This window comes from Deefgea rivuli DSM 18356 (genome assembly GCF_000620145.1).
Classification (GTDB): Bacteria; Pseudomonadota; Gammaproteobacteria; order Burkholderiales; family Chitinibacteraceae; genus Deefgea; species Deefgea rivuli.
On sequence record NZ_KK211083.1, the window covers coordinates 265583 to 281721 of the forward strand.

Below are 16139 nucleotides of genomic sequence, written 5' to 3' on the forward strand. Positions count from 1 at the left end.
ATGATGTAAAAAAAGCCACGCATCAGAGCGTGGCTTTTTCTTGGGTGGCGTTTAAATTACTTGAGTTTCACGGCCCATTTGGCTTCAACGCATTGCGTGTATTGATTGTCGATCAGCGCGCTAAATCCCGATTGCTCGCTAGTGAGGCGGCATTGGTATTTGGTTGGTGCTGGATTGTCGGCGGTTTCTTCGGATTTGTTCCAATAAATCGCCACTGCGGCCGAGCTGCCACCGCTGAAGCCTTTCATATCGGTACATTTCATTGATTCTTTCGAAATATCCAGATTCAACTCGCGGGCAAATTCAGCGTAGAAATCGTTACGCGCTTGTGCGGTGGGTTTGATTGGATTGGACATGCATTCGCCGTTGATAATCTGGCTGGTGGTCGGGAAATCGTTACCCAAACCGCCGGCGGTATCCACCGCGTTTGGTACCCATGTGCCGTCCAGCGTATGCAATACCGATGGTTTTGGTGGTTGCGGCGTGACAAAGAAGTACAGCGCCGATGCCATATTCAACCATGTTGATGCGACCAAATCTGGATTGTCACGTAGCACCGCGCGGTCGCCGTAAATCGCGAGTGATAGCGGTGCATAGTTGAAAATGTAGGAGATTTGATGCGCGCCACGGCCGTAGTAAGAAATCCATTTGCCGTCTGGCGTTTTGCCGCAAGCCAGCGTGCCGTCGAACAGTTTTTGCCAGTTCGCATCGTCGCAGCCCGAGGTGTACGCGGCTGAACCATTGCCATCGCCGCCTTCACGTAGCGCGGTGAGGCCTTGACGCCATTTGGGGTTCGGGCTGGATGCGCTGTGATTGCCGGTTTCTTGTACTACATGGGCAAAGAATGCGGCGACGACGCGGCGGCAGATTTGATCTGCGTTACGGCCATCGGTGTAATCGGCGCAGAAGCTTGGGAATTTCGCCACGCCACGCAAGAAGTTGGTGTAGGTGTAGCCTGGATTGATTTCTGGGAAGAAGTAATCCCATTTTTGCTGCGACACGATGCCTTCGACGCGTTTCACGTTGGCTGGATTGCTTTGATTGCCCGGTGTGACTTGCTCGACCAGTTTATTGTCTAGCGTGGCGACCGAGGCGCGTACCATTTTTAGATAAGGCGTGTTGAGCGCAGCGGCTTCGTGTGCTTGGGCTTCAGCGATGCTTTCTGGGCCAGATGCGCGGGGCGTGCTAGCACCAGTACACGCGCCGAGTGATTTCCACGCGCCGCCTGTCGATGAATTGGTGCTCGGTTCGATATTGCTCGAATAATAATTGGCCTGATAATTCTGGCCGTAAGCGCTGCGGACGACCGCGCCGAGATTCGGGCGATAGATTTCATCGGGATTCCACACGGGCGCGCAGCTGGTCGTGCCATTATTTGGCGTCGGGCTGGCGCTTGGCGCTGCTGTTGGCGCAACGGTGGGCGCTGGAGTTGGCGCGATAGTGGGTGCAACAGTTGGTGCGATGCTTGGTGTCGGTGTGATGGTCGGTTTGATCGTCGGGGTAGCGGTCGGTGTGGTCGTTGGTTTGATTGTCGGCGTAATAGTCGGTGTGGTCGTTGGTTTGATCGTCGGCGCGGTAGTCGGTTTTGTAGTTGGAGCTAGCGTTGGCGCGGCAGTTGGGCTTGGCTTGATTGTCGGTACCGCTGTTGGGATCATTGTTGGCTTGATCGTTGGTGCAGGGCTTGCACTACTGATTAGTTCCCACGGGCCCCATTGCGCCGTTCCGGGAATGTCGCCGATGTTCCACCATTTGGCTTTCCAATTTTTACCTTGATAGTTCACTGTTTCGCCGCCTTTGTAGGTGGCTTTGCTGTCCCAATCGGCAGCCATCACACTGGCGCTAAAACACAGCGTGGTTAACAGCATCGCTAATTTAATATTCATTTCTCTCTCCATCCTCGGGATTGAATCTGTGCTCAATTCGAGCTTGCTGCTGCGCCCCATTACAGCGGCCAGATATTCGTTTTGATTTATAAAGACTTTTCAGTCGCAAGCTGAATTGGTCTTGTTGTTATGGCAGCAATAATACCTTTTGCGGACTGTGAGTCAACGACGGCGCTATTAAAATGTCAGCTTTGTGAGCTAGATTACGCAGGATTTTTGCTGAAATGCTGCTGTGTAGCTGACAGAGGTAGGGGAGGAGGGACAGGCCGGAATGACGAATTGATGGGTTCTCGTGCTGTTTACGATCTGAGTTAGTTCGTCGTTTTATGCGGCGTCGCGCCATTGGCGGTAGGTGGCGGCTTGGCCGTGCTTTACGCCTGCTTCGTCGATCAAATTCCACATCGTGACGTCTTCAATCCAAAAGCGTCGCCCTGATTTGGCGATGCGCAGGCCGCGATAGCCGTTGGCGTAGCCCTGTGTTGCGACGCGGGCGATGAGTTGCTCGCGTTCGGCACGGTTTGGCGCTTCCGCTGAGAGTCGTGATGGCAGGCCGATGAGTTCATCGTGGCGGTATTCAAAGCAGGTTTGCGCGGCACGATTGGCAAAGATAAAGCGCGGATCATCGCTTGCGTCGTGCGCCAGCACGCAAAATGGTGCTTCATTTTGCAGCCAAGCAGCAGCTTCATCCAATGACCAATCCGGCGGAACGAGGTTTTCGCCAACGAGGCGGCGGTAACTACTCAGAATGAGTTGAACAAGCTGTAATTGGGGCATAAGGCAATCAAGGTGAATCAAACACGGCGCAACTGTAGCGCAATTGAGCTTGAAATTGTTGTTGCAGTGGGTATGTGAATGTAGCAATTATTAAATAAGCGCTGGATCTATATACCTATACCTTTTTTAGCATGTGGTTTGAGTGCGCTAGCCAGCGTGCTATGCTGATTTTCTTATTGGGGAGGAAAGCGTGATGAAATTGCTAATCGGAAATAAAAATTATTCATCGTGGTCGCTACGTCCGTGGTTGGGGCTAAAAGTGGCGGGGATTGCGTTTGATGAGCAAATGCACAATTTATACGCCGCCAATGCGCGCGATGAGCGCCTGCAATTTGCGCCAACGGCCAAAGTGCCGGTGCTGATTGACGATGAAATTACAATCTGGGAAACGCTGGCGATTGCCGAATATATCGCCGAGCGCTTTCCGTTGGCTAAATTGTGGCCGCACGATGTCGCCGCCCGCGCGCATGCCCGCACGGTTTGCGCCGAGATGCATGCCGGATTTGTGGCGTTGCGTACCGCCTGCCCTATGGATTGCCGCAGCCGAAAATCGGCAACGATGAGCGCTGAAGTGCAGGCCGATGTGGATCGAATTGTGGCGCTGTGGGCGGATTGCCGTGAGCGTTTTGGTATCGAATCGAGCGAAGGCGAGTTTTTATTTGGCCATTTCACGTGGGCCGATGCCTTCTTTGCTCCTGTGGTGACGCGCTTGGTGACCTACGGCATTGAAGTGCCAGCGGCGGCGACTCTGTATATGAATACGGTGCTGGCCTTGCCCGCGATGCAAGAATGGCTGGCTGCCGCAGAAGTTGAGCCTTGGACTGCGCCGTAAGCTTGCCGCCGCACGATACACTGGTGCGAGCTTGTTACAATAAATAATGTGAAAACAGTACTTGCGGGTGCTGTTTTTTATTGCCTATTTTTTAAGCACGGGGTAGAATCCGCGCCTTCCCCTATTTGATTTCAATGCCATGCACATTGGCCCGTATCAGTTAAAAAATAATCTGATCGTCGCGCCCATGGCAGGCGTGACTGACCGTCCGTTTCGTAAATTGTGTAAACAGTTTGGCGCTGGGCATGCTGTTTCAGAAATGATGAGTAGCGATGCGACCTTGCGAGCCAGCCAAAAATCGCTATTGCGCGCGAATTTTGATGGCGAACTGGCACCGATTTCGGCGCAAATTGCGGGGCATGATCCGAAAATGTTGGCCGAAGCGGCAAGGTATCAAGTTGCTAATGGCGCGCAAATTGTCGACATCAATATGGGTTGCCCAGTGAAAAAAGTCTGCAATAAGCTCGCCGGATCGGCGCTATTGCAAGATGAAAAATTAGTCGGTGAGATTTTAGATGCCGTCGTCAATGCGGTGGATGTCCCCGTCACGCTGAAAACGCGGCTCGGTTTTGCCAACGGCGCGGAGAACATTATTCGTATCGCGCAGCGGGCAGAAAGCGCAGGCATTGCGGCGCTGGCGATTCATGGCCGAACGCGCGAAGACATGTATAACGGCGACGCGCGCTATGCTTTGATTCGTGAAGTAAAGCAGAATTTGACGATCCCCGTGATTGCCAATGGCGACATTGATAGCCCGGAAAAAGCGGCGCTGGTGCTGCGTGAAACCGGTGCGGATGCCATTATGATTGGTCGAGCGGCGCAAGGGCGACCGTGGATTTTTCGTGAAATCGCACATTTTTTAGCCACGGGTGAGCATTTACCACCGCCGGAAGTGCTAGAAATTCGTGATGTATTGCTCGGCCATTTGGATGAGTTGTACGCGTTTTATGGTGAATACTCGGGCTGCCGTATCGCCCGTAAACATATTGCTTGGTATACCAAAGGGCTGCACGGCAGTAATGAGTTCCGACAGACGATGTATGCCGAGGAAAGCACCGCAGCCCAAGCGCTAGTGGTCGATACCTACTTAAAAGGTTTGCTCGCCTTTGGCGAGAGATTGCAATACCTAAAAGAATAATTGTCCACGAAAAGGCATGGCCTCCAGCCTTTCGTGGATATACAAAAAAAAACATTAACACAGTAGAGAGTTATGTCTGAACAAACCGATTTGATTGCGACCGCGATTACTGAATCGCTGGCGCAGTATTTTAATGATCTCGATGGTGAGCCGCCGAGTGCTTTGTACGAAATGGTTTTGGCTCGAATGGAAAAACCATTGTTAATCGACGTATTGCGCCGCGTAGAAGGCAACCAGTCGCGCGCCTCGGAAATGCTGGGGATTAACCGCAATACGCTGCGTAAAAAGCTCCAAACTTATGATTTGTTGTGATGCAACGGCATCGCAACCGGGGTGAACGGATTACACCCTCAAACCGATTTGATTTTAATAATTAAGGAATGAAGCAATGAGCAAAATTACTCGTGCGCTGATTAGCGTTTCGGATAAAACCGGTGTTTTAGAATTTGCCCAAGCGCTCGCGGCGCAAGGCGTTGAAATCTTGTCGACGGGCGGCACCGCCAAATTGTTCGCGGATAACGGCGTGCCTGTGATCGAAGTGGCTGATTACACTGGTTTCCCAGAAATGCTCGATGGCCGTGTGAAAACGCTGCATCCAAAAATCCACGGCGGTATTTTAGGCCGCCGTGATTTGGACGCGCACGTGGCAACGATGAGCGAACACGGCATCGGCAATATTGATTTGGTCTGCGTGAATCTGTACCCGTTTGAAGCAACAATTGCCAAGCCAGACTGTTCTTACGAAGACGCAATCGAAAACATCGACATCGGCGGACCAGCGATGGTGCGCTCAGCAGCGAAAAACCACGCGCATGTGGCGATTGTGACCGATGCCTGTGATTACAGTTTACTGATTGCAGAAATGCAAGCCAACGGCGGCGCATTGACTTTAGCAACACGCAAAAACTTGGCGAAAAAAGCCTTTAGCCATACCGCAGCCTACGATGGTGCGATTTCAAACTACCTGACTGCGTTGACCGCAGACGGCGAAAAAGCCGCTTATCCAACTCGCCTAAACTTGCAGTTCGAAAAAGTGCAAGACATGCGTTACGGCGAAAATCCGCATCAAAGTGCGGCGTTCTACCGCGATTTGGATCCAGCAGCGGGCAGCTTGGCGAACTACAAGCAACATCAAGGTAAAGAGTTATCGTTCAATAATATTGGCGATTCAGATGCGGCGTGGGAATGCGTGAAGCAATTTGAAGAGCCAGCTTGCGTGATCGTAAAACATGCCAATCCTTGCGGCGTTGCCGTGGGTAAAGACACGTACAGCGCATACCGCCTAGCCTTGGCGACCGATACCACCAGCGCGTTTGGCGGCATTATTGCCTTCAACAAAACGGTGGATGCCGATACGATCGAAGCGGTTTCAACGCAATTCTTGGAAGTGTTGATCGCACCAGCCTACACGGCGGAAGCTTTGGCTTTGATCGCGAAAAAGCAAAACGTTCGCGTCCTTGAAATCGCGATTGAAAGCGGCGAAAACCGCTTTGATATCAAGCGCGTTGGCGGTGGGTTGTTGGTGCAAACCCCAGACGTTCACGCGCTGCTGTTGTCTGATTTGAAAGTCGTGACCAAATTGCAACCGACTGCTGAACAATTGAAAGATCTATTGTTCGCGTGGAATGTGGCGAAATTTGTGAAATCAAACGCGATTGTATTCTGCAAAGGCGGCCAAACTCTGGGCGTGGGCGCAGGTCAAATGAGCCGTGTGGATTCAACTAAAATTGCCGCGATTAAAGCGCGTAATGCTGGTTTGGAATTGCGTGGTTCTGTCGCTGCGTCAGATGCGTTCTTCCCCTTCCGTGATGGCGTGGATGTGATTGCCGAAAACGGCGTGGCAGCGATTATTCAACCGGGCGGCAGCTTGCGCGATGAAGAAGTGATTGCCGCGGCCGATGAGCACGGCATCGCAATGGTGATGACCGGCATTCGCCACTTCCGTCATTAATTCTTGGCTGCGCGGTCTGCTGACTTTGTCGCTGCGCGGCTCGTGTATAAAACATACACGTCGCCGCTAGCTTCGCGCCAGCAAACTGCTCGCTCAAGAATTTAGGTTTTATACAACGCTAAGGTATTGGTTGAGCTGGAATTTCCCATTTTTCGTCTTGCCGGCATCGGCTGGTATCCAGAGCGACGGTAAAGTTAACATTTTTCTCGTTTGGATGTCCGTTGTGGCGCTGCATTAATTCTGTCTTGTAACTTGCGGTAGAATGTCCTGAGTCGGTGAATTTATCTTGGATGTTGAATGCTAAGAAAAATACTAGTGATCTGTGTTGGTCTCGTTCTGTCGGCGAATGTGCTGGCGGCGGACTGTGAGAACTGGTGGCAGGGTTTTGATGCCGCCTGTACGAGTGTGAGCCGAGTTTGGAATGAAGGCGAGGCGGGATTGCTGCTTAGCGGTTACGCTTGGCATAACCGCAGCACGTATTCGAAAGAAAATATCGACAGTTATAACGAGTTTGCCTACGGCGGCGGTTTAAGCTTGTTCCGGCCGCTGGAAAATAATAATGAAGAAATGATTTATTGGATGACGTTTGCCGATTCACATAGCAAGCCTGAAACGCATGTCGGTTACGCGTATATGTGGTATTGGGATGTCATTGGCCCATTAAAAGCGGGCGCCGGTGTGACTGCGGGATTTTTCTCGCGCAGCGATATTGCTAGCTACGCGCCTTTGCCTTTTGCCCTGCCTTTGGTGGCGGTGAAGTACGATAAAGTCAACTTTTATGCGACTTATATCCCTGGCGGCAACAACAATGGCAATGTGCTGTTTATCTTTTCCCGCTTTGATTATTGATTGATTGTGAGGGATTTGGTGCGCTGAGCGGATGTTTGTATCTCGTTCGCTGGCATGCCAGAGACTTAACGGAGTAGTTATGAATATATTAGTGATTGGTTCTGGTGGCCGTGAACATGCTTTAGCTTGGAAATTGGCGCAATCAGAGCGCTCAAGCAAAGTTTTTGTAGCACCGGGTAATGCGGGTACTGCGCTGGATAAAAATCTGACCAATGTGGCGATTAGCGATATTGCAGGCTTGATTGAATTCGCAAAAGCTGAAAATGTGCAATTGACGGTGGTGGGGCCAGAAGCGCCTTTATCACAAGGTATCGTTGACGCCTTCCGTTTGGCTGGTCTGAAAATTTTTGGCCCAACGCAAGCGGGCGCACAGTTGGAATCGTCTAAAGACTTTGCCAAAGCGTTTATGCAACGCCATGGCATCCCGACGGCGGACTATCAAACTTTTTCTGATGCTGCAGCAGCACACGCCTATATCGACACCAAAGGCGCGCCGATTGTCATTAAGGCTGATGGTTTGGCGGCGGGTAAAGGCGTTGTTGTCGCGATGGATTTGGCGGAAGCGCATGGCGCGGTCGATGCGATGTTGTCAGACAATCAATTCGGTGACGCCGGCGCTCGCGTCGTGATTGAAGAATTCCTGACTGGCGAAGAAGCCAGCTTTATCGTCATGGTCGATGGCAAAAACGTATTGGCGATGGCATCCAGCCAAGACCATAAACGCTTGCTCGACGGCGATTTAGGCCCGAACACCGGCGGCATGGGTGCGTATAGTCCTGCGCCTGTCGTGACGCCAGAAATCAATGCACGCGCAATGCGCGAAGTGATTTTGCCTACCGTACAAGGTATGGCCAAAGACGGCATCGAATACACCGGTTTCTTGTATGCTGGTTTGATGGTGAGCCCTGATGGTTCGTTGAAAACCTTGGAATTTAACTGCCGTTTTGGCGACCCTGAAACTCAACCGATTATGCTGCGCTTGAAGTCAGACTTTGTGACCTTGATCGAGCACGGTGTGAATGGCACGCTGGATCAAGTCGAGTGCGAATGGGATCGACGCGTGGCATTGGGCGTGGTGATGGCAGCGCATAATTATCCAGAAACACCGCGTAAAGGTGATGTGATTACGGGTTTGCCAGGCGAGTTGGAAGACGGCCACGTGTTTCACGCGGGTACGACACTGAACGCAGCGGGCGAGCCAGTGACCAGCGGTGGTCGCGTGCTGTGCGTTACGGCATTTGGTGAAAACTATCACCTCGCGCAAAAACGTGCGTACGAGATTTTGGCTGATGTGAAATTCGACGGCGCGCAATATCGTACGGATATTGCATGGCGGGCGATTAATCGCAAATAAGGAGTAAGTAAAAACTTTCTTGCCGCGTTGCCGCAGCCTCGCCGTACTTCACGTACTGTCTTCGACTGCGCGCCTTGCCATAAAGTTTTTACACGGTTGTTCAGATAAAAAAGCGGCTTCGGCCGCTTTTTTCTTGGGCGAAAGCCGCGTAACAAGCGGTAGCTTGACGTTGAGCGCAGCTACAAACCGTCATTCATTAATCTGTCATCGACCTGCCATTGCGAGGTAACTTACGCTGAGTAGAGTGAGCGCTCCAATTCATTCTAATGATGCGCCATGTTAAAATCTGCTATTCCCCTTACGATTACTTTGGCTTTGAGTGCATGTGGTGGCGGTAGCGATACTGTTGCGCCGACTGCTACGCCTAGCCCTTCGCCAACGCCTGTTGCCACCGCAAAACCATTTCTGACTTTAAATGGTCTGCAACCTATCGTGGTCGCGCATCGTGGGGCTTCAGGATATGTGCCGGAAGAAACCTACGAAGCGTATGTGAAAGCGATTGAGTTGGGCGCGGATGCGATTGAGCCTGATTTGGTAGCGACCAAAGATGGCGTGTTAATTGCGCGCCACGATCCTAATTTGGCCTACAGCACCGATGTGGCTCAGCATCCTGAGTTTGCAAGCCGCAAAAAGACGCAAGTCGTTGATGGCGAGACTCAGACCGGTTGGTTCGCCAGCGATTTCACTTTGGCTGAAATTAAAACCCTAGGCGGCATTGCAACAGACGCCGAGCGCCCGCAAGCGTTGAACGGGAAATATAAAATCCCAACGTTCCAAGAAATTATCGATCTTGCTAAGGCTAAATCCACGGCAACTCGCACCATCGCCGTTTATCCAGAAACGAAGAATCCGACTTATCACAAAGCTTTGGGCTTGCCGCTAGAGGATCGCCTGATTGCGATCATTAATCAGGCCGGTTGGAATAGCAAAACGGCACCGATTTATGTGCAAAGCTTTGAGCCGAGCAGCTTGAAATACCTGAAAAGCAAGGGCTTGCAGACCAAGCTGATTCAACTGATTGATGCCGATGATGTGGATCTGAAAACTGGGCAGCTCACGTTTACCGCGCCGTATGATCGGCCTTTTGATTGGGCAATGGCCGGTGATAAGCGTTTATTTAGCGATATGGTGACGCCAGCTGGCTTGGCTGAAATCAAGACCTATGCCGATGGGATTGGTCCTTGGAAGCCTTATATCATGTCGGTTAAAGGCGTATTTGGCGCGGATGGCAAGCAAGTCGATGTGAATGGCGATGGCAAGCTCAATTATGCGGACGCCAGCAGCTTGCCACCGAGCACATTGATTGCCGATGCGCATAAAGCAGGCTTGATGGTGCATGCGTATACCTTCCGCAATGAGTCTCGGCGTATTCCCGCTGATTTCAAAAACGATGCGAAAGCCGAATATAAAGCGTTTTACCGCCTCGGTTTAGACGGTGTGTTTTCCGATTTTACGGATACGGCTATTGTGGCAAGGGATGAATACGTGAAAGAAATGCAGGCTAAGTAATGGGTGGAGCGGCTATTTGGCATGCAGCTTGAGTATTTCATGCTGATGTATTGCTCTGTAGCCCTTTATTAGCATAATCTACATGGCAATACGTCTTATATTATTGCTGGTATTTAATTGCAGCTTAATGCTTTGCGGCGCATTGTTAATTCATAGATTTGGTAAAAAAGCGGCTTTGGCTGCTTTTTTATTGACTACAGCAAAGCTCAAATCAATGCTTTTTGGTATTTCGCTGTAGCCTTTTATTAATAAGGCCTATGGTGATATACCTTTAGATAATCCTGTTTTTGCCGCCTTTATTGACCTGAAGCAATGGGAAGCCAGATCGCTGAGATGATAATGAATCATTCTCATTTAGGTCTTTCTCCATGTTGAATCTTGCCCAACTCGCACTCAATCAACGCGCTGCTGTGCGGCTTATTGCGACTGCTGATGATTTGGTTCCGCGTTTATCAGCGCTGGGTTTGCGCGAGCACTGCGAAATTATCGTGTTGCGGCGTGGCTGCTTGGGCGGGCCTTTGCAGCTTCGCGTTGGCAATACTGATTTCATGCTGCGCCGTGCCGATGCCGCGCTGATTCAAGTGGCGATTATGGAATCTGCTCCAGCTGCGCCGCTGGATACCGCCGAGGTATTAGCATGAAGCGCGTTGCTCTGGTGGGTATGCCTAATACCGGAAAATCTACCTTATTTAATCGTTTAACCGGCGGCACGGCGCGCGTTGCCAATTGGCCCGGATTGACGGTGGAATTGGCATCAAGTCGAATTTTGCTTGGTGCAGAAATGGTGCAAATCTTCGATTTGCCCGGAATTTATGATTTGACCGGTGGTGCAGAGGACGAACAAGTCGCGCAGCGATTTTTGGCGGAAGCCAAGCTTGACGCGATTGTGCTGGTGCTGAATGCCACGCAGCTGGATCGGCAATTGGCGCTGGCTTTGCAACTCCAAGCGCTCGGTGCTCCGTTATTGGTGTGCCTGAATATGTGCGATGAAGCCAAACGCGCGGCAATTAGCGTGGATTGCGACAAACTCTCGCAAGAACTGGGTTGCCCCGTGCAACTGATTAGCGCCAAATTGGGCGATGGTCTTTTTGATGCCAAAACCAAACTCAGTCGCTTATTTACTCAGCCCGCCGTAACTTTAAACCTGAGCCGTGTGCCGACTGCGGTGAGCGTGCATGCCGAGGAAAAACGCATTTTTCAGGCGGCAGTACACCAGCCGCCCATTTTAGCTGCGGATATTACCGCTAAAGTTGACCAGTTTGTGTTGCACCCGTGGTTGGGCTTGCCGCTATTTATTATCGTGATGTTGGGCTTGTTTCAGCTCACTTATACGATAGGCACGCCATTGCAGGACACGCTGGAAGCGGGTTTAGGCTGGTTTAAAGAAACCGCTTTACTGCCGATGACCCAAGGTTTGCCGAGTTTTTGGCAAGGATTGATCGTTAGTGGATTGTTTGATGGCGTAACGACGGTACTGACGTTTGCGCCGATTATTTTTCTGTTTTTCTGCTTAATGTCGGTGATTGAAGACTCCGGTTATTTCGCCCGTGCTGCATTTATGATGGATGGCATCATGAGTCGAATGGGGCTGGATGGCCGTGGATTTGTCATGTTGATGATGGGCTTTGGCTGCAATGTGCCAGCGATTATGGGTACGCGCGTGATTCGCGACCATAAAGCACGGTTGCTAACGATGCTGACGATTCCGTTTTCGCTGTGTTCGGCGCGTTTGCAGATTTTCCTATTTTTGAGCGGCGCGCTGTTTAGCCCAGCGAATGCGCCATGGGTGCTGCTGTCGCTGTATATCATCAGTATTTTGATCGCGATGGGCACCGCGCTGTTGTTCCGTTCTAGATTTCAATCGAATGAGCCGTTTGCGCTGGAATTGCCGCCTTATCGCCTGCCATTGCTCAGCCATATCTGGCGGCGTGGTTGGGGCGAGGCGCGGGATTTTCTGCGTTTGGCCAGTACGATGATTGTCGTTGGTGTGGTGCTGGTGTGGTTGCTAACCAATTTCCCGAGTCCGCAAAGCAGTTATGCGCTGATGATCTCCAATTTCTTCGAGCCAGTGCTGTCGCCGATCGGCATTGATTCCACCTTGTCGATTGCCTTGATTTTTGGTTTTGTCGCCAAAGAAGTCGTGCTCGGCGCGTTGTCGGTGATTACCGGTCATGAAGGCGCTGCGCTGGCAACGCAGCTAGCGCACACGCTTGATCCAGTGTCGGCGTATAGCTTTATGCTGTTTACGCTAACGTATATTCCTTGCGTCTCGGTGATTGCGGCGATGAAAAAAGAATCTAAATCCACGGCGTTTACGGCATTCTCTTTGGTTTGGTCGCTAGGCTTGGCGTGGACGATTTCTTTTGTGTTCTATCAATCCGCACGGGGTTTGGGTTTTTAATTTGCCAATGAGTGAGTTGGCGTAACTAGCGTTGTCTTGATGAAAGCTTTAGTATTGCTTTCTTTCAAATTTCCTCTGGCTCAATACATGAAAACCCGCGCCTGTTTTTGTGCTGCTCTCCTGTTGTGCGGCGCAGCCCAAGCAGAAAAGAATGAAACGGCAGGCACGGTGTTAACTGTTGCTATTTCAGCGGCGGCTTTTGGTTCAACATTTTATATGGATGATCCAGAGGGTAGAACACAGTTTTACCCCGCGTTTCTGACTAATTTGGTCGCCACTGAAGCCTTAAAGTACACCGTGCAACGTGAACGGCCGGATGCTTCTGATAAGCATTCTTTCCCATCTGGACATACATCGATTGCATTTCAGGGTGCTGCGTTTATTCATCAGCGCTATGGGTTTGAATATGCAATTCCCGCGTATTTATTGGGGGCTTATGTGGGCTACACCCGAGTTGATGCCAAAAAGCATTACACCTCAGATGTATTGGCTGGCGCTGCGCTAGGGATAGTGAGTAGCTTTTATTTTGTAGATCCGTACACCAAAGCGATTGTGTCGCCCGTCGTGAGCGAGAATTATTATGGCGTTCAGTTGGCGGCCAAATGGTAAATATTAATTTGCTATGAAAAATCAGCCGTTTTATCGAAGATTGGGTTTTGCTTGGCATGGCATCGTGTCTGCATTTCAAAGCGAGGCCAGCTTTCGTCAGCAGGTGCTCATGGCGTGCATGCTGTTGGCGATTTTAATTTGGCGCAATCCCCCAGCAGTGTGGTGGGCGATATTGCTCACTAATTGCTTTTTAGTTCTGGCGGCTGAATTATTTAATACTGCGCTGGAGCACACGCTAGATCATCTCAGCCCAGAAATTCATCCCAGCGTAAAACTAGCTAAAGATTGCAGTGCCGCAGCCGTGCTCGTGCTGAGTATGGGCGCTTTGCTGTCGTTTGCTGCATTTGTCTATTCAACATGGCCGGTGTAATTCATCTCAAGGGCTGCTGCGGCTCAGCCGCATTCGCACTGCTTCATTGTTTTTGATTGATCGAATAAAAAATCCCCTGAGTGTAATCAGGGGGTTTTTTTAGGCTGTGAGCAACTGAGTTTCTTCAGCTTCGCTGCGGAGCAAGTCTTCGTAAAAAAGCGCGCTTGTGGTTTGCATATAGGGCAACAGCCATATAAAGCCAATCAGTAAAGTGAGTATGCTCAGTAAAATCCAGCCAAAAAAGCGGCAACCGAGGCAGAATAATTTCCAACGATTGCCGTACATCAGTGCTTTACTGCGCTTAAGCGCTTCGAGTGGCCCGAGTTCGGGTTGATCGTGGCGGACGTAAAAAACGACTGCATATGAAAGAGCCGCCATAATTCCAGGGATAATTAGAAGTAGCATCCACAGGAGGATAAACAGGGTGGCCAGTAATTGAGTCAGTAATGCAGGAACAAAACGTGAAAAGCCCTGTTTTAATTCATTGATGTCGAGTCTTTGTTCACGAATAAATGCGAGATAAAAATAAACAAATGACAAAGCAATCGGGCCGCTCAATATCAATCCAAAAATTAGACTGAGCACTTCAGAGAGATTAGCAATGGCATAAATGATGCCATAACCCAGAGTAACGAGTACCGGGGTTTTCCATTGCCCGCGCAAACGTTCCCGCGCTTGGCTCATAAGGTCTTTATTGCTGGTGCTGCTTCGTGCCATCGCTCTGATTCCTTGTAAAGAAATTGTTGTTTGCCGCAAGGTGCGGTTTTATTTGCTGACTGTAAACGAAAAATAAATTCAGGTCATTTGAAAGTGGCGTGATGTATTGCGCGATGAACAGTTCATCATGCTTGAAATCTCCGCTTGTTTTTCTGCGCGGCTAGCCGTCTACCGCTTTAGTGGCAAGCGGCTTTGCCCACCAAGTACCTGTTTTCAGGGTAAAATGGCGGGTTTTCCGAATCCGCCACACTTCATGAACCTGCTCGTCTTAGGCCTCAACTACCAAACTGCACCGCTTGCGGTACGGGAGCGGCTGGCCTTTAATCCGGATGAGCTCAACAACGCTTTGGCCGATTTAGTCGCAATGAAAGGCGTTTTTGAAGCGGCGATTGTGTCTACCTGTAATCGCACCGAAGTGTACTGTCACGCCCGCGATATTGATCAAGTGATGTATTGGCTTGCAAGCAATAGAAATCAAAGCGTAGAGAGCATTACTGCCCATATGTATGTATATCAGGGCGAAACTGCGGCACGGCATGCTTATCGTGTTGTGTCGGGCTTGGACTCGATGGTCGTTGGTGAAACGCAAATTGTCGGCCAGTTTAAAGATGCCGAACGCATTGCGCGCGAAGCGGGCACTTTGGGTACTTTGCTCAACGGCGTGTTTCAGCGCGCTTTTTCGGTCGCCAAAGAAGTTCGCACTCAAACCAAAATTGGTGCGTCTTCCGTTTCAATGGCCGCCGCTGCGGTGCGTTTGGCCGAGCGAATTTTCCCGTCGATTAGTGACTGTAATGTGCTGTTTATTGGCGCTGGCGAAATGATTGAGCTCTGTGCGACGCATTTTGCCGCCCAAAATCCGAAGAAAATTGCGATTGCCAATCGCACCTTAGAGCGCGGTGAAGCGCTGGCGAAAAAATTCAATGGCGAAGCGATGTTGCTGGCCGATTTGCCTAGCCGCATGGCCGAATTTGATGTGGTGGTTACGTCGACTGCAGCATCGTTGCCGATTGTCGGCAAAGGCATGGTCGAGCGCGCATTAAAAACGCGGCGCCACCGACCGATTTTTATGGTCGATTTGGCCGTGCCGCGTGATGTCGAATCTGAAGTTGCCGAATTATCTGACGTGTATTTATTTACCGTCGATGATTTGGCCGAAGTAGTAAGACTAGGCGTCGAATCGAGGTCTTTAGAAGTAGAAAGTGCTGAAGCGATTATTAGCGATCGGCTGCAAGATTTTAATACTTGGCTCGCGAGCCGTGCGCTGGTGCCGACGATCCGTGATTTGCGCGATCATACCGACCGCATTACGCGAACTGAGGTCGCCCGCGCGCAAAAACGCCTCGCTGCGGGTGACGATCCCAATAGCGTGATCGAGCAAATGGCGCTACAAATGCAAAATAAATACCTGCACGCGCCGCTTGCAGCTCTCAATAGTGCCGCGCCAGATGAGCAAGAAGCCCTCGTCAATTTGGTGCGCCGTTTATACCGATTGCAGGATATTGATTAGAAGTTAGAGCTTAGGGTAGTTGTTCAGATTGGATGCTATGCCGCGATGATTGGACTGGGGCTTAAAATCCCTTGTATCAAGCCGAGCGAGGAACAAGCGGCAAGGGGGTTTCGGCGGGTTCTGTTTTGTTAAAACCCGACGCCTTGCCGATTGTCCGCAGGGAGGGCATCCGACGAAGTCGGACGCAGATACAGGGCGGCCTTCTTTTGCTTACTTTTCTTGGCCGTTCAAGAAAAGTAAGTGCC

The 16139-nt window shown here is 50.7% G+C and carries 15 protein-coding genes; 12 read left to right on the forward strand and 3 right to left on the reverse strand.

Annotated features, from left to right (window positions below):
* Positions 1-56: 56 nt before the first annotated feature.
* Positions 57-1883: a glycoside hydrolase family 19 protein gene (locus Q320_RS21885; RefSeq protein WP_211251246.1), complete on the reverse strand. Its 1827-nt coding sequence runs from the start codon at positions 1881-1883 to the stop codon at positions 57-59.
* Positions 1884-2207: 324 nt separating this feature from the next.
* Positions 2208-2657 (reverse strand): MEKHLA domain-containing protein, encoded by a 450-nt coding sequence (locus Q320_RS0116240; protein WP_027469869.1) that lies wholly within the window; start codon positions 2655-2657, stop codon positions 2208-2210.
* 193 nt (positions 2658-2850) lie between these two features.
* Here Q320_RS0116240 and Q320_RS0116245 point away from each other — a divergent pair, with 193 nt between their 5' ends.
* From Q320_RS0116245 to Q320_RS0116300, 11 genes are all read left to right on the forward strand, one after another.
* Positions 2851-3489 carry a glutathione S-transferase family protein gene (locus Q320_RS0116245; protein ID WP_027469870.1) on the forward strand — a complete coding sequence of 213 codons (639 nt, stop codon included), beginning with the start codon at positions 2851-2853 and terminating at the stop codon, positions 3487-3489.
* 139 nt (positions 3490-3628) lie between these two features.
* Positions 3629-4627, forward strand: coding sequence for a tRNA dihydrouridine synthase DusB (gene dusB / locus Q320_RS0116250; protein WP_027469871.1), 999 nt, complete (start codon positions 3629-3631; stop codon positions 4625-4627).
* A 72-nt stretch (positions 4628-4699) separates the two neighbouring features.
* Complete coding sequence (locus Q320_RS0116255; protein WP_027469872.1) at positions 4700-4939, forward strand: helix-turn-helix domain-containing protein; 240 nt, start codon at positions 4700-4702, stop codon at positions 4937-4939.
* A 76-nt stretch (positions 4940-5015) separates the two neighbouring features.
* The gene (gene purH / locus Q320_RS0116260) at positions 5016-6578 is read left to right on the forward strand and encodes a bifunctional phosphoribosylaminoimidazolecarboxamide formyltransferase/IMP cyclohydrolase (protein WP_027469873.1); all 1563 of its coding nucleotides are present in this window, start codon (positions 5016-5018) and stop codon (positions 6576-6578) included.
* 297 nt (positions 6579-6875) lie between these two features.
* Positions 6876-7427: a lipid IV(A) palmitoyltransferase PagP gene (gene pagP / locus Q320_RS0116265; protein WP_027469874.1), complete on the forward strand. Its 552-nt coding sequence runs from the start codon at positions 6876-6878 to the stop codon at positions 7425-7427.
* Between the two features lie 79 nt (positions 7428-7506).
* Positions 7507-8781, forward strand: coding sequence for a phosphoribosylamine--glycine ligase (purD, locus tag Q320_RS0116270; RefSeq protein ID WP_027469875.1), 1275 nt, complete (start codon positions 7507-7509; stop codon positions 8779-8781).
* A 276-nt stretch (positions 8782-9057) separates the two neighbouring features.
* Positions 9058-10290, forward strand: coding sequence for a glycerophosphodiester phosphodiesterase (locus Q320_RS0116275; protein ID WP_027469876.1), 1233 nt, complete (start codon positions 9058-9060; stop codon positions 10288-10290).
* Between the two features lie 368 nt (positions 10291-10658).
* A complete protein-coding gene (locus Q320_RS20320; protein ID WP_051534839.1) occupies positions 10659-10931 on the forward strand; it encodes a FeoA family protein in 273 nt (90 codons plus the stop codon).
* Positions 10928-12691, forward strand: coding sequence for a ferrous iron transport protein B (feoB, locus tag Q320_RS0116290; RefSeq protein ID WP_027469877.1), 1764 nt, complete (start codon positions 10928-10930; stop codon positions 12689-12691). Before Q320_RS20320 ends, feoB begins: the two co-directional genes overlap by 4 nt.
* An 87-nt stretch (positions 12692-12778) precedes the next feature.
* Entirely contained in the window at positions 12779-13300 is a 522-nt protein-coding gene (locus Q320_RS0116295; protein WP_027469878.1) for a phosphatase PAP2 family protein, read from the forward strand.
* 13 nt (positions 13301-13313) lie between these two features.
* Positions 13314-13670 (forward strand): diacylglycerol kinase, encoded by a 357-nt coding sequence (locus Q320_RS0116300; RefSeq protein ID WP_027469879.1) that lies wholly within the window; start codon positions 13314-13316, stop codon positions 13668-13670.
* A gap of 99 nt (positions 13671-13769) precedes the next feature.
* Here Q320_RS0116300 and Q320_RS0116305 read toward each other — a convergent pair whose 3' ends face one another.
* A complete protein-coding gene (locus tag Q320_RS0116305; RefSeq protein WP_211251247.1) occupies positions 13770-14426 on the reverse strand; it encodes a DUF975 family protein in 657 nt (218 codons plus the stop codon).
* Positions 14427-14640: 214 nt separating this feature from the next.
* Here Q320_RS0116305 and hemA point away from each other — a divergent pair, with 214 nt between their 5' ends.
* The gene (gene hemA / locus Q320_RS0116310; protein WP_027469881.1) at positions 14641-15894 is read left to right on the forward strand and encodes a glutamyl-tRNA reductase; all 1254 of its coding nucleotides are present in this window, start codon (positions 14641-14643) and stop codon (positions 15892-15894) included.
* Positions 15895-16139 lie beyond the last annotated feature (245 nt).

Coding starts and splice junctions, on each gene's coding strand:
- dusB (WP_027469871.1), top strand. CDS start 3,629: ATGCACATTGGCCCGTATCAGTTAAAAAATAATCTGATCGTCGCGCCC.
- pagP (WP_027469874.1), top strand. CDS start 6,876: ATGCTAAGAAAAATACTAGTGATCTGTGTTGGTCTCGTTCTGTCGGCG.
- Q320_RS0116245 (WP_027469870.1), top strand. CDS start 2,851: ATGAAATTGCTAATCGGAAATAAAAATTATTCATCGTGGTCGCTACGT.
- purH (WP_027469873.1), top strand. CDS start 5,016: ATGAGCAAAATTACTCGTGCGCTGATTAGCGTTTCGGATAAAACCGGT.
- Q320_RS0116275 (WP_027469876.1), top strand. CDS start 9,058: ATGTTAAAATCTGCTATTCCCCTTACGATTACTTTGGCTTTGAGTGCA.
- Q320_RS0116255 (WP_027469872.1), top strand. CDS start 4,700: ATGTCTGAACAAACCGATTTGATTGCGACCGCGATTACTGAATCGCTG.
- Q320_RS0116295 (WP_027469878.1), top strand. CDS start 12,779: ATGAAAACCCGCGCCTGTTTTTGTGCTGCTCTCCTGTTGTGCGGCGCA.
- Q320_RS21885 (WP_211251246.1), bottom strand. CDS start 1,883: ATGAATATTAAATTAGCGATGCTGTTAACCACGCTGTGTTTTAGCGCC.
- Q320_RS0116240 (WP_027469869.1), bottom strand. CDS start 2,657: ATGCCCCAATTACAGCTTGTTCAACTCATTCTGAGTAGTTACCGCCGC.
- Q320_RS0116300 (WP_027469879.1), top strand. CDS start 13,314: ATGAAAAATCAGCCGTTTTATCGAAGATTGGGTTTTGCTTGGCATGGC.
- Q320_RS20320 (WP_051534839.1), top strand. CDS start 10,659: ATGTTGAATCTTGCCCAACTCGCACTCAATCAACGCGCTGCTGTGCGG.
- purD (WP_027469875.1), top strand. CDS start 7,507: ATGAATATATTAGTGATTGGTTCTGGTGGCCGTGAACATGCTTTAGCT.
- feoB (WP_027469877.1), top strand. CDS start 10,928: ATGAAGCGCGTTGCTCTGGTGGGTATGCCTAATACCGGAAAATCTACC.
- hemA (WP_027469881.1), top strand. CDS start 14,641: ATGAACCTGCTCGTCTTAGGCCTCAACTACCAAACTGCACCGCTTGCG.